Source organism: Bacillus cereus group sp. MYBK220-1 (assembly GCF_051916445.1).
In the GTDB taxonomy this organism is placed as follows: Bacteria; Bacillota; Bacilli; order Bacillales; family Bacillaceae_G; genus Bacillus_A; species Bacillus_A cereus.
The window spans coordinates 62,319-87,048 of record NZ_JBQAGQ010000004.1; the positions used below are offsets into that span (position 1 = coordinate 62,319).

A 24,730-nucleotide genomic window follows, 5' to 3' on the forward strand; every position below is an offset into this window, starting at 1 on the left:
TTGTTATTTTGTTTTTTTCTTTTTAAATTTGCTTAATACTTCATAAACGATTGGAACAATAAGAAGTGTTAATAACGTTGAACTTGTTAATCCACCAATTACCGTTACGCCAAGTCCTTTAGAAATTAAGCCACTACCTTCAAATCCTAATGCAAGCGGAATAAGAGCACCGATTGTTGCAATTGCAGTCATTAAAATTGGACGAAGGCGTGTTGCACCAGCTTCTAATAAAGCTTCACGTGTTGATAGTCCTTCATTTTCCTTATGAATAACGCGGTCGATAAGCACGATTGCGTTTGTTACAACGATACCGATTAACATAAGCGCACCAATCATTGCAGATACACTTAATGTTTCACCAGAGATTAATAAGGCAACAAGAGCCCCAATAATTGTAAATGGTAGCGAGAATAAAATTGCGAATGGTGCTAGGGCACCACCAAATGTAACGACAAGAACGAAGTATACAATGGCAATCGCAGCTAACATCGCTAGGCCAAGTTGCTTGAATGATTCTTGAATATCTTTAGTAACACCGCCCATAGAAACATCTACACCAGAAGGAAGATCCATTTTATCTACTTCTTTTTGTACTGCAGCAGATGCTTTTGAAACGTCATCAGATGTTAATTTGGCACTAACCTCTGCATAAACACGTCCATCTCGGTGTGTTACTGTATTCGATGTTTCACCTTCTTTTACAGTCATAACATCTTTCACAGCTACTTCATTACCAAGTGGTGTTGTAATTTTGCGATTTGTTAAGTCATCGATTGTTTCATAATTTTGTTTTTCAGCTTCTACATATACATTGATATCTTTACCGTCTTTTTTAATTGTTGTCAGAACAGGGCGATCATGTTGATTAGAAAGTCCCATTCCAATTTGAGCAGCCGTTAAGCCCATTTTACTCAGCTTTTCTTGATCTGCGACTAAAGTGTACTCTGCATATGTTTTTGCAATACTAGAATCTATATCTTTTAAGTCTTTATTTTTCTTCATGATATTTTGAATATCTTTTACGACAGGCTTAATGTCTTCTGAGCTATCTCCATAAACGTATAGTTTAATTTCGTTACTACCGCCACTTGCTCCGAAGTCTTGGTTTTTCCATTCGCCTTTGCCAGACATCTTCTGTAAATCTTTAACGACTTGTTCTTTCTCTTTTTCAAAGTTTTTCGTGTCGTTATCATATTGCACGAAGAACATTGCTTGGTTTGATTGACCAGGACTCATTGGATTCTCTCCACCTAATGAGAACTGAATTGTTTTGACGTCTTTATTATCTTGGAAGTGCTTCTCAGCTTTTGTTGCAATTTTTTCAACGTCTTCTAACGTTTGACCTGGTTCAGGATTATATGTTGCAATAATCATTTTTTCTTCTTCAGAAGGTAAGAAACTTACACCGATAACTGGTACAAGTGCAAGACTACCAACTAATAGAAGGACAGCGATACTTGATGTAATAATTTTGTGATTTAAAGCCCATGCAAGTATGCGTTTATACCCATTTGCTAATTTACTTGGTTTTTCTTCATGATGTACTTCTTTTTCCCTCATGCTCTCTTTCTTAAATAAGGAATGAGCTAGCATCGGTACGATTGTAACTGCTACTAGTAATGATGCTAATAAAGCGAAGACGATAGTTAAGGCGAATGGTAAGAACATTTCACCAATCATACCTTTTACTAGTCCAAGCGGTAAAAATACAGCAATTGTTACAATGGTGGAAGACATAATCGGGATAAACATTTCTTTCGTAGCTTCACGAATTAAATCTTTTCCACGTAATTTCTCTTCTGATAACGACATACGTCGGTAAATATTTTCAATAACAACAATTGAGTCATCGACAACGCGGCCTATAGCAACGGTCATTGCTCCAAGTGTCATAATGTTAAGCGTAATATCCATTTGCTTTATGACTAAAACAGCAATTAATAAAGAAAGTGGTATTGAAACGACAGAAATTAACGTTGTTCGAATATTTCGTAGGAACAGCATAATAATAACAATCGCAAAGATAGCACCGAAAATTGCTTTGCTCAGCATTGTTTCAACTGATTTTTCAATAGGTGCACCTTGGTCGAATGTTGAAATGATCTCTAAATCTTTATATTTTTTCTCAAGATCTTTTACTTTATCTTTTACTGCATTTACAACATCAACTGTATTTGCATCAGAGGCCTTCACAATTTGAATTCCAATTGCTTCTTTTCCATTTGTTCGAGAAATAGATTCTGCTTTCCCAACTTCTTTAATGTCAGCAATTTCGTCTAATGTAACTGTTGGAATCCCGTTCATAGCAGCTGGATTCATTTGCGGCGTTTGTGCACCAGCGCCAGCATTTTGACTACCTTGACCGTTAGGTGAGGAAGGTATAGCTGGGATTTTAAGTTCTTTTAACGCTTTAATCGTTGTAATATTGCCATCTACAACAACTGATTTTTCCGTGTCTTTAAATGTGTATAAGCCAAGTGGTAAAGATACATCCGATCCCTTAATCACATTTTTTACGGTATCTTCACTTAGTCCTAGTTCTTTCATTTTATCTTTCTTGAAGACAAGCTGTACTTCATCTACTTGTTGGCCAGCAATTTGAACAGATGCAACACCATCAAGTCCTTTTAATCCTGGTACAACATTTTTTTCTACATTTTCAGTTAAGGTAGCTAAAGATTCATTCTTACTTGCCACGCTTAACGAAATAACTGGAAAGGCATTGAAGTTTACTCGTGAAACTTTAGGATCTTTAACACCTTCTGGGAGTTTTACATGTGTGAGAGCTTCTTTAATTTCTGTTTCTGCTTTTTCCATATTTTTATCAAAATCGTATTCTACTTGAATAGAAGATGCGTTTTGAAAAGATGATGAACTCACAACGTTAACACCGCTTAAATTTTGTAGTTGTTCTTCCATCGGCTTTGAAACTTTATCAGCTACTTCTTCTGGTGTAGCACCAGGATAGACCGTAGTTACTGTCACAATCGGTGTTGTAATATCAGGGATTGTTTCCAGCTTCATATTGAGTCCAGAGTAGATCCCCGCAATAGTAACAATAATGGTTAGTAGCCAAACTGCGAACTTATTTTTTAACGAGAAATTGATGATTTTGTTCATGTTTGCGCTCCCTTTTTATTATATTGACCAACTGGTCAGTCTAATACATAATATAACTGACCGTTCGGTCAATCGTCAATAAAAAGAGATGGTATAATACATTTATAATAAGATGCGAGATTAAATTTAGGAGAGAAGATATGAAAGAAAAAGAGCGTTTAATTATAGAATCGGCTATGAAGTTATTTGCTACTAAGGGTGTAAATGCGACATCAGTGCAGGAAATTGTGACAGCTAGTGGTATATCTAAGGGAGCTTTTTACTTATATTTTAAATCGAAAGATGAGCTTTTATTAGCGACACTTCGATATTATTATGACAAAATCCAAAAGAAAATGCTGGATATTGAACAAGAGTCTTTATTACCACGTGAAAAATTTGCAAAACAATTACATTGTCAGTTTAATGATATACAAAAGCATAAAGAATTTATTATTATGCATGCGAGAGAAAATGCGATTCCGTTTAATAAAGAAGTAGAAGAATTTATGATGCGGATGAAGTTAGAGTCTCATGCATTTTATCGGAATAGTTTATTGTCCATTTATGGTGAAAAGGTTATGCCATATTTATTGGATTTAGTAATTATGGTAGAAGGCATATGCCGTGGGTATTTAGAATTAATTATTTTACAAGCACCAGAAATTGATTTATCGTATGTAGCTGCTTTTATTTTAAAAAGAGTAGATAATTTAGTAGATGGCTTAGTAGAATCTTCGGAAGAACCTATTTTACATGAAGAAAAGCTTGGAGAATTCCTTTGTAAATCAGAGCTTATTAAGGAACAAGTTAAAGAACATTTTTTAAAAGAGATTATTGTATTTAAGCGCACTTTAGCTGATCAATTAGAGGATGATGAGCTGTTGGTTACATTAGATGTTTTAGAGGCGGAAATACGATTGCTTAATCCAAGAATTCCGGTAATTAGAGGTATGTTAGCAAATTTAGAGGCGTATCCGGAATTAAAAGAATTTCGATTACGCCTTATAGGATACTATAATATAAAAAATTCTTAATAAAAATAAGTAAAAAACTCCTTGTCTACACAAGGAGTTTTTTCTTAAAGACTACTTACTATTTTGAGACCATTCTTCAACATCCCAAACTTTTGTGATCCAATCTTCATAGAAGTCCGGTTCGTGACATACAAGGAGAATTGTTCCTTTATATGCTTTCATAGCCTTCTTAAGTTCCGCTTTTGCTGTAACATCAAGATGGTTTGTCGGCTCATCAAATAATAGCCAGTTACTTTCCTCACCCATTAGCTTACATAAACGAACTTTTGCTTGTTCTCCACCACTTAATTGGCTTAATGGGCGAGAAATATGTTCATTTTTTAATCCGCATTTTGCTAACATCGCACGAATTTGATGCTGGTCTAGGCCAGGGAATGTATTCCATACATCATCAATTGGTGTTATATTATCAGCTTTAACTTCTTGTTCAAAGTATGCAGGCTCTAAGAAGTCACCAAGACTTGTTTTACCGCTTAAAGGTTTAATTTTACCTAAGATTGTTTTTAGCAACGTTGATTTACCAACACCGTTACATCCAACAATAGCAATTTTTTCACCACGTTCAATCGTCATTGATAGCTTTGGTAGTAGCGGATGTGTATATCCGATTTCTACATTTTCACCTTCAAAGACGAAGCGACTACTTGCACGACTTTCTTTAAATGAGAATTCCGGTTTAATTGCTGTTTCCGGACGATCAATAAGCTCCATGCGATCAAGTTGTTTTTGACGACTCTTTGCACGACCTGTCGTTGAATAACGAGCTTTGTTCTTTGCAATGAAGTCTTCTTGCTTTTTGATAAACTCGCGCTGTTTTTCATAAGCGTTTATATGTTGATTTTTATTGATTTCTGCTAGTTCTAGGAATTTTTCATATGTCGCTGTATAGCGTGTCATTTTTGTGAATTCTAGATGGAAAATAACATCAACACATTTGTTCATAAATTCCGTATCATGAGAAATTAATAAGAATGCATGTGGATATTCTTTCAAATAATTTGTTAACCAATGAATATGTTCAACGTCTAAATAGTTAGTAGGTTCATCAAGCAATAACACTTCTGGCTGTTCAAGTAATAGCTTTGCAAGCAATACCTTTGTACGTTGTCCACCACTTAATGCTGAAACATCACGATCTAAACCAATTGCATCAATTCCAAGACCACGTGCAGCCTCTTCAATTTTCATATCTAGTAAGTAGAAACCACCTGCTTCAAGTGCATCTTGTATTTCTGCCATTTGCTCAAGAAGTTCTTCTAGTTCTTCTGGTGTAGCAGTTCCCATTTTTTCTGTAACTTCATTTAAAGCTTTTTCCTTTTCGAATAACGGTAAAAATGCATCCGCTAGTACGTCACGGATTGTACGCCCAGGTGTTAAAACAGTATGCTGATCTAAGTAGCCGTAATGTGTGCCCGGTGTCCATTCTACGCGACCTTGGTCATGAATAAGCTGACCAGTAATGATATTCATGAATGTTGATTTACCAACACCGTTTGCACCAACTAATCCAACGTGCTCACCTGCTAATAATCGCATAGATACATCTTTAAATAATGTACGATCGCCAAATGTATGTCCTAATTTTTCAACTGTTAATAAGCTCATAGTATCCTCCGTCCAACTTGAAATAGTACCTTGAATCATGATACTAAATTCTTTCATATAATGCTATCATTTCAAAATGTATATTTTTTCAAAAGAAGTGTTTGTAAATGTTAGTATATAAAAAAGTTACTTCTCCTACAGAAGTAACTTTTTGGTTATGCCTTTTGTTTAACTTCACTAACTTTCTTTTCAGCTACAATAAAATGCGGTCTACGTTTTGTTTCATAATAAATACGACCGATATATTCACCAATAACACCTAGGAATATGAGTTGAATACCGCCAATAAATAGTATAGCGGAAATGAGAGTAAAGTAACCAGGAACTTCCACACCACCGAGGATGATTTGAACGAACGTAGTGATTACGTATAAAAGTCCTAAAATGGTTGTTAGTAATCCAAGATATATAGATAGACGTAACGGTTTATTATTGAATGAAATTACACCATCAATTCCATAATTTAATAATTTCGAGAAGGTCCATTTACTCTCTCCATCAGAACGTAATACATTTTCATATTCAATGATTAATTCGTTATAACCGATCCAAGAAAATAAGCCCTTTGAAAATCGGTTGTATTCACTTAAAGATAATAAAGAATCTACTGCTCTTCGACTTAAAAGTCTAAAGTCACCAATACCGTCTACTAATTCAATATCTACAAATTTATTCATCACTTTATAGTAAAGACGAGAGACGAAAGAGCGAACGGGTGAATCACCAGTTCTTGTTCTTTTTGCAATGACTTGGTCGTAGCCGTCGTTATATCCTTCTAACAGTTCTTTTATTAACGTAGGAGGGTGTTGTAAGTCAGCATCCATAATAACAATTGCATCGCCTGTAGCATATTTTAAACCAGCTAACATTGCAGCTTCTTTTCCGAAGTTTCGACTAAATGATATGTAGTGTACCGATGAATCTGCACTAGCTAAATCACGTAAAATATTTAAAGTATCATCTTTACTACCATCATTAACAAAAACAAATTCATAATCGGTAGTTAATTTATGAATTTCAAGGGAAGTCTCTGAATAAAAGGCTCGAAGCACCTTTTCTTCATTGTAGCATGGTACAACTATTGAAAGGGTCATGTTTGACACTCCTTGTTTGTAGTGGATTAAAATAATATTTAGATATTATTTTAGGAAGCTATCTAAATAGATAGCTTCATGATTCATTAAGTGCTCATTATTGCTTTTTAAAAGAAAATTTTCGTCGTGCTTTTGGATTTTTGAAAATTAGTAAAGCTATACAGATAATTAGTGAGATGATTGATATAGTCATACCTAATTTGAAGTAAGGTGTAACGTAAGTCATTTCGATTACATGTGAACCTTTTGTAATTGGAACACCGATAAAGGCAGAATTCGCTTTCGTAAATTCTGTTTCTTTCCCATCAATTTTTATAGTCCAGCCTTTACTATATGGGACAGATAGATATAAGAGCCCGTCTTTATTTGATTTGATATCCCCTTTTAAATAATTGTTCTTATAATAAATATTTTCAAGCCTATTTTCAGTTAGTTTTTTTGTTTCTTTTTGTATACTTTCATAGTTTACAATATTTGCTTGCAAGTCACCTAATTCATACTCACCTGCCATATCAATAGAGATAGTTAGGTTTTCTGGACGCTCATTGCCCAAATTGTAAACAAACCTTTCTAACGGATAAGAGTATGCACCAGCATCGTCCCCTTTTCCTATCGTTTTTCCATTAACAGTTGCATTGAATGTGCCTGCATTTTTTAATTTTAATTCTATCAGCAGATCACCAGGTGTATCAGGATAATTGATAGGTACAATCATATTTCCAAAGCCATGAACAATTAGTTTATTTTCTTGTTTTTTCATGTTTTCGAATTTTGCTTTTTCCGTTTTAATAGATACTGCCTTTGATTTAAGGTCTTGTTTATTAAAATGGTTTAATGAAAATTCTTTTGTATTATTAACGACAACAGCATGTAATAATAATTGATCACGCTGAGCGAAGTTTAATTTAGAAAATTCTTCTTCACTTATAGCCGAATCATATACATATCCTAACGGTAAAGCATAGTCATTTTTGTAAATATTATATGGTCCTACTTGCTGTAATAGTTTATATCCATAAGGTACATTCTTTGAATCTGTATCAGCACTTAATACGCGATATTTTATACCTAGCATATTTTCGAGTAGTAGTCGACTATCAGCTTGATAAAACATTGAAGGTGTATCGTACATTTGGAATACGCCATATTTATTTTTCATAAAGTCATGGACATAATAATTAACCAAGCTTTGATACGTACTTACGCCATGATATCCTTGTAGCATTGGTGTGTTATATTCGCTATATGGATTAAGAATACGATAAAAGTCTTTATCATTTTCTTGTATGTAGCGAATTGCAGCAATTTCTTCTTGATTATCATAGCCTGGTTCGTGTAACTTTTCAGTTGAAATCTGGCTCTGTCCGTAAACTGTGCTAAGTATATTATTCGCATACATATAATTCATAGAAATTGTGCTAACGAGTACGTTCAATACAACTAAAAATTGTATGAAAGGTTTAGAAATATAACGCCATAAACATACTGTAATAACAGAAAGAACGACAGTTCCGAGTAAAATGTTATCAACGTCTTGTAAAGGTTTATCAGTTACATTTATATTTGCCTTTCTATAAAATGCATAAATGAATAATCCAATAGACACTAATAAACTTATTAAATAAGGTAATTTGTAGTCTTTCTTATGAATAATCATCCAATCTAGAATGTATGCAATTGTTTGGGCAATTACAAATACAAATAAATAAAACCATCTAGATTGCATTGCTGAAAAACCATTAAACATAGAATATGTATATGGAAGCATAAACAGAATGAACATGAATAACGTAAAGAATACTTTATTCTTAACGAGTTTATCACGTATAAACATTCCAAATACGATTAAGAATAAAATTAAAGCTGGTAAAGCTAATTGATGATTTTCAGCATTATACATGAAGAAAATATTTTCCATTAAATCTTTATAAAATTTATCTTCAAATAATAATGGTATCTCAAACTTTTTTGATAGTCGATCAGCGCTAAATACGGCATTAACTGATGGGAGGAAGCAAACGGCGGCTAAACCGAGTGATAATCCGTACAATAAACCGATTCTAATATAATAAGTTAGAAAAGAGACAATCGTTTTATTTTGTTGTGTCGCAAAGTATTGGAATAATGCATAAATAAATATGAAAATACTTGTGATAAAAGCAAAATAAAAGTTTGATGCTAACATTAAAGTAGCAGCGATTAGGAAAAGGCCGTGCTTCTTTTCAATAATATATTTATCAAGTCCCCATATTACTAATGGTAAAAATACAATGGCATCAGCCATGAAATCCCATAGTAAAGAGTGGCGGATGAAAGTAATACAGCCACCATATATAATAGCAGCAACAAAAGATGAGAATGCTGTTTTATTATGGTAACGTAAAGAACCATACATGAATACCATAGCTAAAAAGTTTTTTAAAATACTCATGTATAATTTCACGTCATACACTTGCTCAAGACTTAGTTTAGGTAGTAACAGTGTAATCCAGAAAAACGGTGATGTGCTGTAATAATAACTAAACTCTCCAAATAAATCTCCACCTAATCCATAATCAAAAGACCAAAAAAGGTTGCCATCTTTAAAGGCATGTTGTAGAAGAAACGTAAAAAAGCCAAATTGACGTAACGCATCCCCTGTACCAGAAAAGGCTTGATTAGATGTTAAAAAGAAATAATGAAAAGCAAAAGCGCACAATAATAATATTGGTATAATTATCATTGTTTTCTTGGAAAAGAATTTATTATTCGGCTTTATGCTCATAAAAATTGATAATCCTCCTTTGAAAGTCGTTACATGTAGCAACTAGTTTTTAGGTAGCATATAAAAACACACCAATTTTTAAAGGTGTGTTCTTTAGTTTTAACATGAGAAAATATATATTTTTGTTGAAGCATATATATTTTTACAAGCGTTGAATTTCATAGTTTATATATAATTTAGTATAAGGCATTTTCAGAAAGTAAGTCAATTTGAGCTGGAATATATAGCATTTTTTTACTGAAGAAAAATGATGGTATATAAAAAAAGCAAAAAGCTTTTCCATTTTTAAATAGGAAAAGCTTTTTGCTTTTAAGCATGTTTGCGAATGAGCTTTTGTTTTATAAACCCTAAAACAAATCCACGTATTTGAGGATCAATTCCAATTCCAATTATACCGTATAGTATACCAGTAAGAGTTAAAGCAATTAGTGGCGGTAAGTTGATTAATGCAATTCGGTATATACCGTAACTAATAATAAAGGCTAAGGAATTAAATATAATTCCTTTAACTAATAATTGCATGCCTTTACGAATAAAGAGGGTAAATCCGATTAATAGTGTAATTTCGGTAAGGATAGCTGCGGCAGCTGCCCCCATCATTCCATATTTACTACCTAATACAATATAACCTATGATGGCAACAACTAATCCAATAGTCATTGTTGTTGCACGTTTCCATTGCTGGCCAATCGTTGTTAAATTATCGGCTAGTGGATAGTTAATTGATTGTAAAATAACCATAAACGCTAGAATAGCAAGAGCGTCACCGGCGGGAGCGTATTCTTCTCCTAATAAACTAACAATCCAGAAACTTGGATCCGCAATAAAGGGGATAGAAATTCCCATTCCTAAAAAAGACATAAGTTTTAATTCAAAACTTGATAATTTTCTATGTTCTTCAATATTTTTCTCATTACCAAAAGCAAAAAGCCTTGGATAAAAGGCCGCTGCAATTACCCCAGGTATTTGATATAGTACAGCAGGTATTTTAGATGCAGCACCAAAGAATCCAACTTGCTTATATGTTGAAACCTTTTCTAATATAATAGGGCCCAATTGTGGTAAGAGCATAATGATGATGCCATTGATTGTAAAAATAAGTAGTTGATCTAAAATGCCTTTATCCCAACCCTTATGGACCTTCGTATAACGTATTGTCATTATAAAGGCGATAACACCTGTTACAAGACTAGATACCCCGTACATGGCAGCAACCATCATAAGTGACCATTGGAAAGACATCCCTAGTAATAGGGCAGCAGCAGCAGTTACACCTTGTAGTACAGAAATAATAGCTGTAAATTGCATGCGTTCTGTTACTTGGAAGTAAGCCATTCCAACACCTTGTAAGGTTGCTCCGAACATTGTTGGTAGAACAACCCAATATACCATCGCGCGTAAGTAAGCATCGGGATAGAAGAACTGGGCAAAAATAGCGAAAAGTACAGAAATTACGATAGCTAATATTAAACGAATACGTAAGTAACTACTTATTAGCACGCTAATATTAGCATCGCTTCTCGTTCCTTCACGCATAAACGTATGTGTTAAACCTGCATCTGTAAAGTAACAAATAACAGCTGAAACTGCTAACGCAGTTGTAAACATACCGTAATCACTTGGAGAAACATACCTTGCAAAGAAAATTGTTGCAATAGCCAGTACAAAACGGACAGTAATGTTTCCTACAAACAGGTAGGATGCGTTTTTTAGAATTTTATTTGTTTTCATGAGAAAAGACCTTTCTATTCTTTAGGACCCGGTTAGCTTGTCCTATTTGTAAATTTGATTTGTTCACAGAAAGAGAGAGTATCGTTATATTTTCAGTTTAAGAAAACAGAAATTTAATTCGTACAAACCAAAGCATTGCATATAGTTTTTTACTACGTTTTCCATTCTTTGAATAGATTTTACGGCAATATTTCTTTATATCTTTTTTGATTAATTGAACTTGTGATTTATCTAATTGAGAGTTTTCTTTAATATATATACAAGCGTTATTGATGACTGTATAAGGGAATAAATAAGTCTCAAGAATTTCAATAAGTAACTGAGAATCTTTTGTAATGAAATCTTGAGATTTATTATGTACCCATTCCTTCATACGATTGAATACTTCCAGCTCTTTTGTCGTTTTTAATTCATAATCTTTATACTTAGAAGAAAGATTTCCTTCTGATAAGATTCTATAATAAGTTAAGTATTCATGGACATAACATACATTTGTCACACTCATAAGTTTAAATAAAAACTCTAAATCTTCGCCCCAACTACATTCTGGTGTAAAACGAATGTTATGATCCATTACGATGGATCGTTTGAAAATCCAAGTACTTGTTTGAGCAACAACTTGATGCGTTAGGAATGCTTTTGCCATATCACCTTTAATAAAGTTTGTTGTATGTTCAACCTTCTCGCCTGTTTCTTCGTAGAAATTCATATAACCACAATAGCAAGCGTCCATGTTGTTTTTATGCATACTTTCGACTTGCTTCTCAATTTTAGTTGGATGCCATAAGTCATCGCTATCAAGAAAAGCGACATATTCTCCGCTAGCATTTTCAATACCCGTATTACGAGCTACTGAAACACCTTGGTTTTTTTGATGAACGTATTTTACTTGCCCTGGATATTTTTCAGCAAGGTTTTTCACAATAGAAGGTGATTGATCTTTACTTCCATCATCTACAATTACAATTTCGATATTTTTATATGTTTGATCTAGTATTGACTGCATCGTTTCTTCAATATATTTTTCCGTGTTATACAGGGGTATGACAACAGAAACAAGTTGCTTTTGTTCCATCATAGAATTTTTATCTCCTCAAGTTTTTTATGTCTTGCATCATATATACAAGCCTTTTGAAAGGAAGAAGATTACAAGAACATCTGTATAAGTTTAACGCATATAAACTTTGTAAATCAACTTTCTATTAAAAAGGTGGCGGGAAGTTAGATTCTTATGGTTAATTCTCGTATTTCAAACAGCTTTATCATGTCTATTGCATATAACTTCTTATTCATGTCATTTTAACTTATTAGTTAAGTAGGATGTATCTATCGTAACGATTGTGAAGGCGAATAAATTATTATTAAGAATAAAAAACCTCTTAATTTTTGCAATAAATTAAGAGGTTTTTTATATTAGCTATGAAATATTAGGTTAGTCTTTGTCTGGCTCAGTTGCATTTAATTTTTGCTTTAGTAACGCATAATCTTGCGTTAATGTTACAAGTTGATGATGTTGTTTAGAAATTTTTCTTGTTAGGTCAAAAATTAAGATGAAACAGAATAATAGTCCAAATAAGAATAAAATGGAAGGGGGATATTCTACTTTTAATAGTTTTCCAATCCAGTTTATAATTTTATCGGTAGAACTTAAAATAGCCATTGCAATACAAACGAAAATCCATAAAACAGCATATTTCGTTTCTAAAGTTCCACGGCGAATGGAATTAATAATTAATAATAATAATAATAAAATAAAGATGAATGAAAAGGTAATTATAGGCATTTATTATCAACCTTTCACGATTTTTTGCATCAATATAGCAAGACTTACTTTAATCATGTAATATGCAGATTTAAAAGGTGTGATAGAAGATTGTCCACCTTGTCGCTCTTGCATATTTACAGATATTTCATTAATACGAAGTTTTTTCTTTTTTAAATGAATAAGAACTTCTGGTTCTGGATAATCTTTTGGATAGTTGTGTGCAAAAATTTTAATTACTTCTCGATTGATAGCACGATATCCAGAAGTTGGATCCATAAATGTTTGTTTTGTTAGTACTTTCAATAGGGCAGTAAAATAAAAAATACCGATCCTTCTGGAAATACTACCTTTATATGCTGTTTTTTCTGTAAAACGTGACCCTAGCACCATATCGCATTCATCTTCAGCGATTGGCTTTATAATTTTATATAAATCATCTGGATTATGTTGTCCATCAGCATCGAACTGAATCGCAATATCATATCCGTTCTCATATGCGTATTTATATCCAGTTTGTACAGCTGAGCCAATACCTAGGTTATATGGTAAATTCACAAGGTGAACAGGAAAATCTTGTACGATTTGAGCTGTTTTATCGTGTGATCCATCATTAATAACACAAATGCTTAATCCTGTAAAATGCTGTTTTAGTTTTAATAGTCTTGTTAATGTATCTGCAATTGCTTCTTCCTCGTTATACGCTGGAATAATAATTAACGTTTTTGGTATTGAAATTGGTACTTCAATAGTCATTACCGCACCATCCCTTATATACTTAATCATATTATGGTTATTTTTAAACGAACTTTATTTAATATACCATTAACAGTATAACAAAATAAAGGAAAAGCTGGTGCGTGATTTAGGAGAACAGATTGAGAATAAAATGGTAAGAGGTGATATTTTGTATAAAAAAATACATGCAAGGAAGAAAAAATCTGTGCATGTATATGGAAGAGTATTGTATTAAATATTCCAAGGTTTATTTAAAGTTAAAACCTCAGCCATTTCTTTGCTTTTTAAACGTCCTTTTTTTCTATTTTCCGCACGTTCTGAACCGGTTGTGTATAACCAATGTTCTTCCTCAGTTTCAGGTAGTACTTGTGGTACGGACGAAGGTTTTCCATCTTTTATTGCTACAAATGTAATGAAGCAAGTAGCAGCAATTCTACGCTCGCCGGCTAATAAATTTTCTGCAATTACTTTTACGAAAACTTCCATTGAAGATTTCCCTGTATAACATACGAATGCTTCATAACAAACAGAATCAGCTTGGTGAATTGGAGTTAAAAAATCAACTGAATCAATAGATGCTGTTACGCAATGTTTACGACTATGTCTTGCAGCCGCAATTGAAGCAATACTATCAATTTCTGCTAATAATTTCCCCCCAAAAAGTGTTTGGTGATTATTTAAATCGTTAGGAAAAACACGTGTTGTCTTAATTGCTTTAGATTCTCGCATGAATTTCTTTTCCATATATTCAGCCCCTATAGTCTGTTTTCAATCAGAATAATATGTGTAAGCTTAGTACTCATATTAGATATTTAATGAAGTAAAGTGTAGTCCAAAAGAGTAGTATTTAAACTTCTGTATTTGTATTCATGTAACTGAAAGAAAATTTATTTTATCTAAAATGTAGTGTAAAAGAGGATTCGCTTACATTGCAAGTAAAAAGTAATGACTATGTATTTGTCATAGAAATTCTCTATCAGCCGTGTACCCATTCATGATAGAATCGTTTTGTTATGAATGGAAATAGAGGTGCAATGGACATATGAATCATATACAAACAAATTTTTCATCTTTCTTCAATAAAATTACGATCGGTGCGATGTTCGCATTTTTTGTTTATAGTTGTTGGGCAGCATTTGAGACAAGTAAGCAATTCTTTGGAGGAAGTACAACAAGTGTAACAATCATATTGGCAATTTTCGTCATACTTATTTTGTTAGTGGCATCAATTCTACAATATCGTTTTACAGATAAACAATTTCTTATTTTTCTTATAAGTATATCTATAGTTGTGAGGCTTAGTATGCTGTTATTTGTAGATGCTCCAATAATTGGTGATATGAAAGTGATGTATGAGTCTGCAAAGCAGATTGCAATTGGTAATAATATAGAGACTGTAACTCATTTGCCTTTTATTATATATGAGTCAGTAATTATTCGTATATTTGGTGATACATTATTCGCTTTACAACTATTTAATGTGTTATTTTGCGCAGGAACCGCATTTTTTATTTATCGTATTGCAGCAATGGTTTTTGGAGAAGAATGCGGTCGTATTGCTTCTATCTTTTATGCTCTGTATATTCCAAATATATTCATGAGTTCCGTATTAACTCCTGAGTCACTTGCAATATTTTTATTTTATTTTGCTTGTTACATACTTTTATATAAAGGATTAGATCATCCTTATATGTGGGTGTTTTCAGCGATTTTATTTGCATTTAGTAATATGATTTTCCCAATGGGATTATTTCTTCCTATTTTTATCACGTTATATGTATTATTAATCGAAGTATTTCAATCAGCAACGAAACAAAAGGTGTTACTAAAGATGATGGGGATACTTATTCTATTTTATAGTGCCCATTTTGGTGTGAATTATGGAATTAAGACAATGGGAATGTCACAATATACGATTGCGAATGAGACGTATGTTCAATCTGTTTTAATTGGAAAAACGCAACATGAAGAAAAAATATCGAAAAATCAAAGTGTAACAGAGCATATTGATCAAAAGTTAAAAGAGATTGAGGGAGAAAGATTTAAACTTTTAGAACCGATGATAAATCAGTTTTCAGATGAGGGGATAAATTCTATTCTTTTCAAATATGAAAAATTGATATATATAGCCGTAACATTGTTTATGACTATAGCTCTATTACACTTCCTTATTAAGAAACAACAAAATGAGGGATATATGTTGTTCTTATTTTTAATTAGTGGATACGTATTGTTAAAGCTCTTCCAAGTAGATATGGCATATTACAATGTAATTATGCCAGCATTGTTTATTTTGCAGAGCTTTGGTGTTTATATGAGTTATGTGTATTGTCAAAAAATATTTTTCAGAAAATAAAAAGAATCCATTCTGGATTCTTTTTTTGATGGAAGATGAAATTTAGTAGTTAGTACAGATGAAAAGTATGCTTGACTACTAAATTTCATCTTATCGATTTAGTTCTAGTTGCAAATTATCGGCTGTTAGAGCCATTTGTGAGGAATCATCTTGAATTCCTTTCATTACTTGTGAAATAGCTTGTAGTTCGTGTTCAATTTTCTTATTCTGTTCTTTTGAGTTAGACATATCTTTTACGATTTCTTGGAAGTATCGATCTGTTGCCGACATACTATCTGTTCCTTCCGATACGAGAGAGCTAATTTGTTTCACAGAAGACGAGACACGAGTAATTTGTTCATTTGTTTTTTCGACGAGCTTTGTAACGTTAAATATAGATTCTTTCGTTTGCTCTGATAATTTTCGGATTTCGCCAGCAACAACAGAAAACCCTTTCCCAAATTCTCCAGCACGTGCCGACTCAATAGCAGCATTTAGTGCGAGTAAATTTGTTTGCTCCGCAATCGATTTAACAATATCTATGATTTCATTAATTTTGTTAGAAATATTGAGAAGTTCATGAGTATCTGTAATAATCGTTTCCATATTCATTTGAATAGATCCCATTCGTTTGTTTTGCTGGTTTAATTGTTCTTTCCCTTTATTCGCTTTTTCTTCAGATGTTGTAGCTAATGATGTACCTGTTTTAGCAATCTCTACAATAGTTTCAGATTTGGCGGTTAGTTTTTGAATAGAAGAGCTTGTTTTTTCAGATACAGCAGCTAGTTCTGTTGCGATATGCGTAATTGTCATAGCAGTTAATTCTTTTTCTTTCTCATGCTCTTTTTGCATTCTTTCATATTCAGATTCATAAGCTGCAAGAACAAGTTCTTGTTCAAGAGTGAATAATTTATTTATAACATTTATAGAATATGAAAAATCATCGATTGTCGTTATTTTTGTTTGCAAAATCTTCATGATAGAGCGGAATAATTCTTGATAAGCAGCAGTATACCATTTTCGATGTAAACCAATTTGTACATGCCTTTTGGCAATCCTAACACGCTGTTCAATAAAATCTTCATGCATATTGCCGCTGAATAATTCTTTAATATGTGTTTTTAAAGTTTGTTTTAGTTTTGGAATAGAGCTGTAACGCTCAATAATAGTAATTAAATTAGGTTGTTTTGTAATGTTGGCATAGAATTTTTCAGTAATCCAATCAATTTCTGCATAAATAAAAGGCTGTAGTACTTTTACAACTTGTAAATCTTCTTTTGAAATATGTAGCATATCCATTTGAATTTTTAATTCAGAATTAGTAGGTACATTAAAAGTTATTTGTTGGTTCTTACTTAATTCGATTATACTGGCATTTGTTTTATTAATATTTTTTTTGAAAACCCCAAGCATCATTCTTCCCCCTGTATATAAAACGTTTTCAATTTTAAAACTAATATAGGGTAATTATATATGCTTATATATAATTACTCTATATTAGTTCGTTGAATAGTATATAAATTAAGAGAATTCTATCTAGAATTCTCTTAATGGCCTTTATTAATTTTAGCATGTGTTTTAAAGAAAACAGGGAAATGCACATTATATATTACAGTGACGACACGAATAACGAATGTTACTAATAAACAAACATAGAAAGCTAATACGTGCGCCCCCATAGCGTGTGTGATTAGGAAGCTAATTGCTCCTAAGATAGAAGCGATTGCGTAAATCTCTTTTCGGAATACGTAAGGGATATCTTGAGCACAAATGTCACGCAAAATACCGCCTCCAATACCTGTAATGACTCCCATTGAAACAACTAGAAATGAGGCGTCAACATGATGTGACATTGCCGCATTTGCACCAATAGCTGTAAAAACGCCTAAGCCAACAGCATCAGAAAGCATAATAACGACTTGAAGTTTATTGATACGCTCAAAAAACATACAAGTAAATAATGCTGATAATACACTTACGAAAAAGTAAATGGGTTTTACAAATGCGACAGGGGGCAGGTTACCAATCATGATATCACGAATAATACCGCCGCCGAGCGCAGTGGCTACAGCTAAACAAAGGACACCAAATAAATCTAAATCTTTTTTTAAACCAACTAATGTACCAGAAATGGCAGCGGCGATAATGCCAAGAAACGTAAATATATCGATTAATAACATGGCCTTAATCCCTTCCTCTTAAAGATGTTCCAGAGAAAAAATATACACTAAAGTATTGGAAATAACAATTACTTTTCGCTACATGTAGAAAAACGGATAAAATTCATAAAGAAAGCGTTTGAAAATGTTTGGAAAATAACCATAAAGTAATCTGAAAAAGATATGAAAAGATTAATTTTACATTTTTTGATGTTGTTAATTTGGTAAAATATTACAATTAGAGGTGAGATATTTATATTTGTATAAAATGATAAAAAAATATGTATATACTGACAAAAATAAGGGGATGGTTGTTAGATAGATTTTGTAAAAATAGGGGAGTATAGCTAAAGGACGATGATTTTTATTACTTATTAATACTTGTCCTGGCTAGTTTTAGCTGGAAAAATAGTTCTCGATTTGAATATGAGTTATGTTATAATTGCTAGGTGTGTTTGAATGATAAAAAATTATGATTAAAAGATAATGTTAAGATTTTGTATGGAGGTCTTGGAATGTTAGCAAATCAAGCTAGGGTTAGATTTGAGCATTTTTTGCTCTTTTTTATTATTTTACAGCCTGTTTTAGATTTATTAACGTCTCTTAGCATCACTTTATTAAAGTCAAATGCTACCGTTGGAATTTTAGTAAGATTCCTTATTATGGCTGTTGGTGGTATTTACATTTTAATTCAGGCAAAAGAGAAGGAAAATAGAAAGTTTTTAATTTATCTTATATTATTAGCCGGAGTTTTAGGGATAGGGTTTATTAATAACAAACTAGTTAAAAATCCTATTGTACTTGGTGAAGAGGTTAAATTTGTTGCGAAAGCATTATATATATATATCATGCTGGGATCATACATTTTAGCTTTAAAATCATTGAAAAAGACAGTTAATATTAGTGATAAGGTTCGAAATAGTATTGTATATTCTACATTAATCATTAACGCAATTATGGTTATTTCTATTTCAACATCTACTGACTTTGGTAGTTATGAATGGATGAAGGTTGGTTCTCGAGGTTGGTTCTATGCAGGGAATGAACTAGGTTCAATCTTAGCTATTATTTTCCCTATTGTGGTACTATATTCTATTCAAAAAACAAAGAGCTGGAAACACATTTTATATTGGATTCCATCACTTTTAATGATTTATTCGCTAATTCAAGTCGGTACAAAAGTTGGAATGGGCTCAATTGGTGCTACGTTAGGGGCAGCAATCGGAATCATTGTACTACAATTATTATTTGATAGAAAAAATCCGAACAAAAAATCCCTTGCGCTTAATGCAGTAATTGCTATGGTCCTATTAGCTGGTGTAGTTGGGACGTTTAAACAAACACCATTAGCACAAAATATGGGTATTCACAATAATTATTTATCAGAGCAAAATGTGGCACAGCAAGGTCAAAAAGAAAAAGAAATTAAAGAGAAGCTGAAAAAAGAGCAAGAACTTAAAGCAAAAGAAGAAAATCATCATAAAGTTGAAAAGCCAGAAGAAAAGGCGAAGATAGAAGAGGAAGTTAAGAAAGAGCTTGAGAAAGAGCAAAAGAAAGAAAATCAAGAAAATCTTATTTTCAGTGGACGTCAAGTATATGAAGAAAGACATAAGCAGTTCTTTAAAGAAGCGCCAATGTCACAAAAGTTATTAGGAATGGGTTATGCAGGTAACTTTAAATACAATGAACAAAAGCAGCCAGATCCAAAACTAATTGAAATGGACTTCCATGATTGGTTTTATGATTTCGGGATTATTGGCTTTGTATTACTAATGATTCCATTTATTTATTACGGGCTAAGAATTTTACTAGCATTTGCTACGAGATTTAAGGACATATTCAATATAAAATATGGAATGATTTCAGCAAGCTTATTGTTAGCGTTAGGTATTGCTTATATTGCAGGACATATTTTAACAGCACCAGGAGTTGGGATTTACTTTGTAGTGGTGTTAGCTTATCTAATAGTAGATCTAGAAATTGAATGATAAAAATAAAAGCTAACTTTTGTTAGCTTTTATTTTTTAGTACAGTAAAATAAAAATAGATGGAAACGTAGCGAGGATTTAAAGGAGGAAAAAATATGAGAATATTGCATATGAATGCAGGAGCAGAAGATGGGGGAGGGAAAACACATATTATTTCACTTCTCGATCAGTTTCCAACTGGTGAAGTAGAATTAGCAGTATTTGAAGATGGAATTGTTGCGAAGGAAGCAAGGGAGTTAGGGATAAAAGTCCATGTGTTTTCACAAAAATCGCGCTATGATTTATCCATTTTAAAGAATATAAGTGAATTTATTAATAAAGAAAAATTTGATGTAGTTCATACACATGGCCCTAGGGCTAATTTCTATGTTTCTTTAATGAAAAAGAGAATAAAGGCAAAATGGGTAACGACTATTCATAGTGATCCATTTCAAGACTTTACTAAACAGGGCTTAAAAGGTTGGATTTTTACGAAATTAAATTTGAAAGCCTTAAAAAATATAGACTTATTTTTCGTTGTAACAAATAGATTGAAAAAAAGCCTGGCAGCATTAGGTATTTCAAATGAAAAGATGCATGTTATTTATAATGGAATTGAATACGATAAGGAAAAAGCAGAAGGCTATAATAAAAAAGAAATGTTCAATATTGATGAAGATGTATTTACGGCAATCCAAGTAGCACGATTACATCCTGTCAAAGGACATGAAGTTTTATTCGATGCGTTACAACAAACAAAATTAGAGAAAATTAAAGTATTATTAGTTGGCGATGGCCCATTAGAAGAAAATCTAAAGTCATTAGCTACTGAAAAAGGGATTAACGATAAAGTAGAGTTTTTAGGACATCGTCAAGATGTAAAACAATTATTTGCGTCGTCACATGTAAATTTATTAACTTCCCATAGTGAAGGGTTCCCACTAGTTTTATTAGAAGCGGCAAATCAACGCGTACCATCAATTGTGACTAGGGCTGGAGAAATTGAACCATTAATCGTAGATGAAACTTACGGATGGATTGTGCCAACAGGTGATGGAAAGGCATTAGCATTAGCTTTAGAAGAAGCGTATGATAAGTGGAAAACTGGAGAGTTAGCAGCAATGGGTAAACATATTTATGAGCATGCTACTATGAACTTCTCACTTCAAAAACTATATGAAGATACAAAGGAAACATATAAGCAATTAATAGCGAAAAACTTGTAATGATAGAGAGGATAGTTAACTATGGCAGTACAAACAGTTGATATTCTAGGCGTTCCTTTTTCTACAATGACAATGGATGAAACGGTCCAATATTTAAAAGAACAACTAGAAGCGGAGCGAATTCATACGTTTCAGGTAGTAACAGCAAACCCTGAAATTGTTATGTGCGCAAAAAAGGATGAAAAGTTCTATCAAACATTATTGAATACAGATTTAATTACACCTGATGGTATTGGGGTTGTAAAGGCAAGCGGGATGCTTGGTACACCTTTAAAAGAACGTGTAGCAGGTTTTGATTTAATGTGTAATTTACTTGCGAAGTTATCAGAAGATAGTAAGCCGGTATCTGTTTTCTTATTAGGTGCAAAGCCGCATGTTGTACAAGCTGCAGCAGATCATTTAACAAAGACATATTCAGCTGTATCCATCGCCGGTATACAAGATGGTTATTTTAAACAAGAAGACGAAGAGAATATTATTTCTCGCATTCAAGAAGCAAAACCAGATTTATTACTTGTTGCACTTGGTTTCCCGAGACAAGAGAACTTTATCCAAAACAATAAGCATCGTTTAGAAACGAAAATGGCTGTTGGAGTGGGTGGAAGTTTAGACGTATGGGCTGGAGAGGTAAAACGTGCACCAAAATGGATTCAAGCGATTCATTTAGAGTGGTTTTATAGATTATGCAGTAATCCAACACGCTGGCGTCGTCAGTTAGTATTAGCGGAATTTTTAAAAGAAGTAATGCGTTCGAAAAAGTAGCGAAATATCGCTGCTTTTTTTATTTGTTCATTTTTAATAAATTGAAACTTTAATCAGTGAGGCATCCCCACTGATTATTAGCTCTCACCAATCGGGATAGACGTTTTACTTTTTGGGAATGATGAAGGAGAATTTTTTACACAAAAGTATTTTACTTATACAATTCACACGTGTAAAATTATGTGTAAAGACACCCGTGTGAGGAGGACTTCTAGTGGGCAAGGTAAAAGAAATTTCGAAGCGCAAACTACTTGGTATAGCTGGGCTTGGATGGCTATTTGATGCAATGGATGTTGGAATGCTTTCATTTGTAATGGTAGCCTTGCAAAAGGATTGGGGATTAAGTACGCAAGAAATGGGCTGGATAGGCAGTATTAACTCAATCGGTATGGCAGTAGGAGCGCTTATTTTTGGGATACTATCAGATAAAATAGGGCGAAAATCAGTCTTTATTATTACATTATTATTATTTTCTATCGGTAGTGGTTTAACTGCATTAACAACAACACTTGCGATGTTTCTCGTTTTACGCTTTTTAATTGGTATGGGGCTTGGCGGAGAGCTTCCGGTTGCCTCTACACTAGTATCAGAGAGTGTTGAAGCGCATGAGCGTGGGAAAATTGTTGTTTTATTAGAAAGTTTTTGGGCAGGTGGATGGCTAATTGCAGCTCTTATCTCGTATTTTGTTATTCCTAAATATGGTTGGGAAGTTGCGATGGTATTGAGTGCAGTTCCAGCATTATATGCTTTATATTTAAGATGGAATTTACCGGATTCCCCAAGGTTCCAAAAAGTTGAAAAAAGGCCATCTGTTATTGAAAATATAAAATCAGTTTGGTCTGGGGAATATCGTAAAGCAACAATTATGCTATGGATTCTATGGTTTTGTGTTGTTTTTTCCTATTATGGAATGTTCCTTTGGTTACCGAGTGTAATGGTGCTAAAAGGATTTAGTTTAATAAAAAGTTTCCAATACGTACTTATTATGACATTAGCTCAACTTCCAGGATATTTCACAGCTGCTTGGTTTATTGAACGTCTCGGTCGTAAATTTGTTTTGGTTACGTATTTAATCGGGACAGCTTGCAGTGCTTATTTGTTTGGGGTTGCGGATTCATTAACAGTATTAATCGTGGCAGGTATGTTACTATCCTTCTTTAACTTAGGTGCTTGGGGAGCATTATACGCCTATACACCTGAGCAGTATCCAACGGTTATTCGTGGTACAGGTGCAGGAATGGCAGCAGCATTTGGTCGTATTGGTGGTATTCTTGGGCCACTATTAGTGGGATATTTAGTTGCCTCAGAAGCTTCACTATCATTAATATTTACGATTTTCTGTGGATCAATTTTAATTGGTGTATTCGCTGTAATAATACTTGGACAGGAAACGAAGCAACGAGAATTAGTATAAAGTGAAAATTTAAACGTATCCTGGATCGTTTATCATCCTACACTACTCGGCTCTTTATAGGCAGTTAGTACGGGATAAAGGGGGAGAGGAAACCGAAGTGGTTTCCTTTTTTCTGTTTTTTTAGATAAATAATGGTATAGTAAGAAAAAGGGATTATTTCTTATAAAAGCGAATGTATACAACAGGACATATGGACAAAGAATTAGGTGGTTGAAGAAATGAAAATTTTACTGATTATGGAAGAGGCAGAAGAGAGAAGAGAGTTAGCTGAAAATTTCACTGAAAATATGAGAAATGTAGAATGTTTTGAAGCAAAGACAGGAACAGAATCTTTATTTATGATGAAAAAACATATACCAGACTTTGTTTTTTTAAGTTCCAAATTACTAGATGGTACTGGTTTTGAATATGCAAGTTTATTACGAGAAATAAATTGCTATACAAAATTTATTTTTGTAGGTGAAAACATAGAAGAATCTATTACAGCTTTTCGTTTCCAAGCATTTTATTATTTATTGCGACCATTTCGTGAAGAAGATTTACAATTTCTTTTATATAAAATAGGTAAAGAACAAGGTGAGAAAGCAAAGAGTTATTTGCGAAAACTACCGATAGAAAGTCAAGAGGGCATACGATATATTCTTCCAGAAGATATCGTATATGTAAGTAAAAATAAAGAAAATAAAACTGTTTCAATTTACACAACGAATAATCAGTATATTTCAACATATACACTTCAGGAATTAGAAAATAAGCTAAATGCATATGATTTTTTACGTGTACATAAAAGCTATTTAATTAATATGTCATATGTAAAAGAACTGAAACCTTATTATAATGGCACGTATAATTTGTATTTAGATAGGTATGATGAGCAACCGATTCCAGTCAGTCGTAATTATGTAAAACGCCTTCGAAATAACATTGAATTATAGTAGATAATGAGAGTATTTTAACATGATAAACTGAAAATCCTTCATGATAGGGAGGATTCAAGTTAAATATTCAGAAAATTTAGTACAATCTCCACTAAGAAA

The 24,730-nt window shown here is 32.9% G+C and carries 18 protein-coding genes and 1 pseudogene; 7 read left to right on the top strand and 12 right to left on the bottom strand.

Annotation, left to right across the window (positions count from 1 at the left end; translation table 11 throughout):
• Positions 1–3: 3 nt before the first annotated feature.
• Positions 4–3,120 carry an efflux RND transporter permease subunit gene (locus ACTFRU_RS17980; protein WP_086388871.1) on the bottom strand — a complete coding sequence of 1,039 codons (3,117 nt, stop codon included), beginning with the start codon at positions 3,118–3,120 and terminating at the stop codon, positions 4–6.
• Between the two features lie 140 nt (positions 3,121–3,260).
• Between ACTFRU_RS17980 and ACTFRU_RS17985 the strand changes: the two genes are divergently transcribed.
• Entirely contained in the window at positions 3,261–4,136 is an 876-nt protein-coding gene (locus tag ACTFRU_RS17985; RefSeq protein WP_000659648.1) for a TetR/AcrR family transcriptional regulator, read from the top strand.
• Between the two features lie 51 nt (positions 4,137–4,187).
• Here ACTFRU_RS17985 and ACTFRU_RS17990 read toward each other — a convergent pair whose 3' ends face one another.
• From ACTFRU_RS17990 to ACTFRU_RS18025, 8 genes are all read right to left on the bottom strand, one after another.
• Positions 4,188–5,741: an ABC-F family ATP-binding cassette domain-containing protein gene (locus ACTFRU_RS17990; protein ID WP_000055410.1), complete on the bottom strand. Its 1,554-nt coding sequence runs from the start codon at positions 5,739–5,741 to the stop codon at positions 4,188–4,190.
• A 155-nt stretch (positions 5,742–5,896) separates the two neighbouring features.
• Positions 5,897–6,835 (bottom strand): glycosyltransferase family 2 protein, encoded by a 939-nt coding sequence (locus ACTFRU_RS17995; protein WP_000175825.1) that lies wholly within the window; start codon positions 6,833–6,835, stop codon positions 5,897–5,899.
• Positions 6,836–6,932: 97 nt separating this feature from the next.
• The gene (locus tag ACTFRU_RS18000) at positions 6,933–9,599 is read right to left on the bottom strand and encodes a YfhO family protein (RefSeq protein ID WP_016123909.1); all 2,667 of its coding nucleotides are present in this window, start codon (positions 9,597–9,599) and stop codon (positions 6,933–6,935) included.
• Positions 9,600–9,908: 309 nt separating this feature from the next.
• The gene (locus ACTFRU_RS18005) at positions 9,909–11,330 is read right to left on the bottom strand and encodes an oligosaccharide flippase family protein (RefSeq protein ID WP_440037735.1); all 1,422 of its coding nucleotides are present in this window, start codon (positions 11,328–11,330) and stop codon (positions 9,909–9,911) included.
• Positions 11,331–11,427: 97 nt separating this feature from the next.
• Positions 11,428–12,408, bottom strand: coding sequence for a glycosyltransferase family 2 protein (locus ACTFRU_RS18010; RefSeq protein ID WP_000970530.1), 981 nt, complete (start codon positions 12,406–12,408; stop codon positions 11,428–11,430).
• A 354-nt stretch (positions 12,409–12,762) separates the two neighbouring features.
• Positions 12,763–13,113 carry a DUF2304 domain-containing protein gene (locus ACTFRU_RS18015; protein ID WP_001121774.1) on the bottom strand — a complete coding sequence of 117 codons (351 nt, stop codon included), beginning with the start codon at positions 13,111–13,113 and terminating at the stop codon, positions 12,763–12,765.
• Between the two features lie 6 nt (positions 13,114–13,119).
• Complete coding sequence (locus tag ACTFRU_RS18020) at positions 13,120–13,848, bottom strand: glycosyltransferase family 2 protein (protein ID WP_000151539.1); 729 nt, start codon at positions 13,846–13,848, stop codon at positions 13,120–13,122.
• Positions 13,849–14,061: 213 nt separating this feature from the next.
• Entirely contained in the window at positions 14,062–14,574 is a 513-nt protein-coding gene (locus tag ACTFRU_RS18025; protein WP_000412123.1) for an acyl-CoA thioesterase, read from the bottom strand.
• A gap of 298 nt (positions 14,575–14,872) precedes the next feature.
• Between ACTFRU_RS18025 and ACTFRU_RS18030 the strand changes: the two genes are divergently transcribed.
• On the top strand, positions 14,873–16,186 hold the full coding sequence (locus ACTFRU_RS18030) for an ArnT family glycosyltransferase (protein WP_016123908.1): 1,314 nt from the start codon (positions 14,873–14,875) through the stop codon (positions 16,184–16,186).
• Positions 16,187–16,276: 90 nt separating this feature from the next.
• On the opposite strand, the gene ACTFRU_RS18035 is transcribed toward ACTFRU_RS18030, so the two are convergent.
• The 3 genes and pseudogenes from ACTFRU_RS18035 to ACTFRU_RS18045 form a co-directional block, all read right to left on the bottom strand.
• Entirely contained in the window at positions 16,277–17,017 is a 741-nt protein-coding gene (locus ACTFRU_RS18035) for a methyl-accepting chemotaxis protein (RefSeq protein ID WP_370512974.1), read from the bottom strand.
• A gap of 15 nt (positions 17,018–17,032) precedes the next feature.
• Positions 17,033–17,581 (bottom strand): annotated as a pseudogene (locus tag ACTFRU_RS18040) (protoglobin family protein); the annotation flags it as partial.
• 131 nt (positions 17,582–17,712) lie between these two features.
• Positions 17,713–18,345, bottom strand: a complete 633-nt coding sequence (locus ACTFRU_RS18045) for a trimeric intracellular cation channel family protein (protein ID WP_000924371.1) — start codon at positions 18,343–18,345, stop codon at positions 17,713–17,715.
• Between the two features lie 494 nt (positions 18,346–18,839).
• Here ACTFRU_RS18045 and ACTFRU_RS18050 point away from each other — a divergent pair, with 494 nt between their 5' ends.
• From ACTFRU_RS18050 to ACTFRU_RS18070, 5 genes are all read left to right on the top strand, one after another.
• Positions 18,840–20,312: an O-antigen ligase family protein gene (locus ACTFRU_RS18050; protein WP_000880755.1), complete on the top strand. Its 1,473-nt coding sequence runs from the start codon at positions 18,840–18,842 to the stop codon at positions 20,310–20,312.
• Between the two features lie 95 nt (positions 20,313–20,407).
• Positions 20,408–21,517 carry a glycosyltransferase family 4 protein gene (locus ACTFRU_RS18055; protein WP_001221227.1) on the top strand — a complete coding sequence of 370 codons (1,110 nt, stop codon included), beginning with the start codon at positions 20,408–20,410 and terminating at the stop codon, positions 21,515–21,517.
• 21 nt (positions 21,518–21,538) lie between these two features.
• Complete coding sequence (locus ACTFRU_RS18060; protein WP_000290745.1) at positions 21,539–22,279, top strand: WecB/TagA/CpsF family glycosyltransferase; 741 nt, start codon at positions 21,539–21,541, stop codon at positions 22,277–22,279.
• A gap of 214 nt (positions 22,280–22,493) precedes the next feature.
• Positions 22,494–23,693: an MFS transporter gene (locus tag ACTFRU_RS18065; protein ID WP_000521077.1), complete on the top strand. Its 1,200-nt coding sequence runs from the start codon at positions 22,494–22,496 to the stop codon at positions 23,691–23,693.
• 218 nt (positions 23,694–23,911) lie between these two features.
• Positions 23,912–24,628: a LytR/AlgR family response regulator transcription factor gene (locus ACTFRU_RS18070; protein WP_000698256.1), complete on the top strand. Its 717-nt coding sequence runs from the start codon at positions 23,912–23,914 to the stop codon at positions 24,626–24,628.
• Positions 24,629–24,730 lie beyond the last annotated feature (102 nt).

Bases quoted from the DNA above. Each gene is read 5' to 3' on its own strand.
- ACTFRU_RS17980 (WP_086388871.1), bottom strand. From the start codon at position 3,120: ATGAACAAAATCATCAATTTCTCGTTAAAAAATAAGTTCGCAGTTTGG.
- ACTFRU_RS17985 (WP_000659648.1), top strand. From the start codon at position 3,261: ATGAAAGAAAAAGAGCGTTTAATTATAGAATCGGCTATGAAGTTATTT.
- ACTFRU_RS17990 (WP_000055410.1), bottom strand. From the start codon at position 5,741: ATGAGCTTATTAACAGTTGAAAAATTAGGACATACATTTGGCGATCGT.
- ACTFRU_RS17995 (WP_000175825.1), bottom strand. From the start codon at position 6,835: ATGACCCTTTCAATAGTTGTACCATGCTACAATGAAGAAAAGGTGCTT.
- ACTFRU_RS18000 (WP_016123909.1), bottom strand. From the start codon at position 9,599: ATGAGCATAAAGCCGAATAATAAATTCTTTTCCAAGAAAACAATGATA.
- ACTFRU_RS18005 (WP_440037735.1), bottom strand. From the start codon at position 11,330: ATGAAAACAAATAAAATTCTAAAAAACGCATCCTACCTGTTTGTAGGA.
- ACTFRU_RS18010 (WP_000970530.1), bottom strand. From the start codon at position 12,408: ATGATGGAACAAAAGCAACTTGTTTCTGTTGTCATACCCCTGTATAAC.
- ACTFRU_RS18015 (WP_001121774.1), bottom strand. From the start codon at position 13,113: ATGCCTATAATTACCTTTTCATTCATCTTTATTTTATTATTATTATTA.
- ACTFRU_RS18020 (WP_000151539.1), bottom strand. From the start codon at position 13,848: ATGACTATTGAAGTACCAATTTCAATACCAAAAACGTTAATTATTATT.
- ACTFRU_RS18025 (WP_000412123.1), bottom strand. From the start codon at position 14,574: ATGGAAAAGAAATTCATGCGAGAATCTAAAGCAATTAAGACAACACGT.
- ACTFRU_RS18030 (WP_016123908.1), top strand. From the start codon at position 14,873: ATGAATCATATACAAACAAATTTTTCATCTTTCTTCAATAAAATTACG.
- ACTFRU_RS18035 (WP_370512974.1), bottom strand. From the start codon at position 17,017: ATGCAAAAAGAGCATGAGAAAGAAAAAGAATTAACTGCTATGACAATT.
- ACTFRU_RS18045 (WP_000924371.1), bottom strand. From the start codon at position 18,345: ATGTTATTAATCGATATATTTACGTTTCTTGGCATTATCGCCGCTGCC.
- ACTFRU_RS18050 (WP_000880755.1), top strand. From the start codon at position 18,840: ATGTTAGCAAATCAAGCTAGGGTTAGATTTGAGCATTTTTTGCTCTTT.
- ACTFRU_RS18055 (WP_001221227.1), top strand. From the start codon at position 20,408: ATGAGAATATTGCATATGAATGCAGGAGCAGAAGATGGGGGAGGGAAA.
- ACTFRU_RS18060 (WP_000290745.1), top strand. From the start codon at position 21,539: ATGGCAGTACAAACAGTTGATATTCTAGGCGTTCCTTTTTCTACAATG.
- ACTFRU_RS18070 (WP_000698256.1), top strand. From the start codon at position 23,912: ATGAAAATTTTACTGATTATGGAAGAGGCAGAAGAGAGAAGAGAGTTA.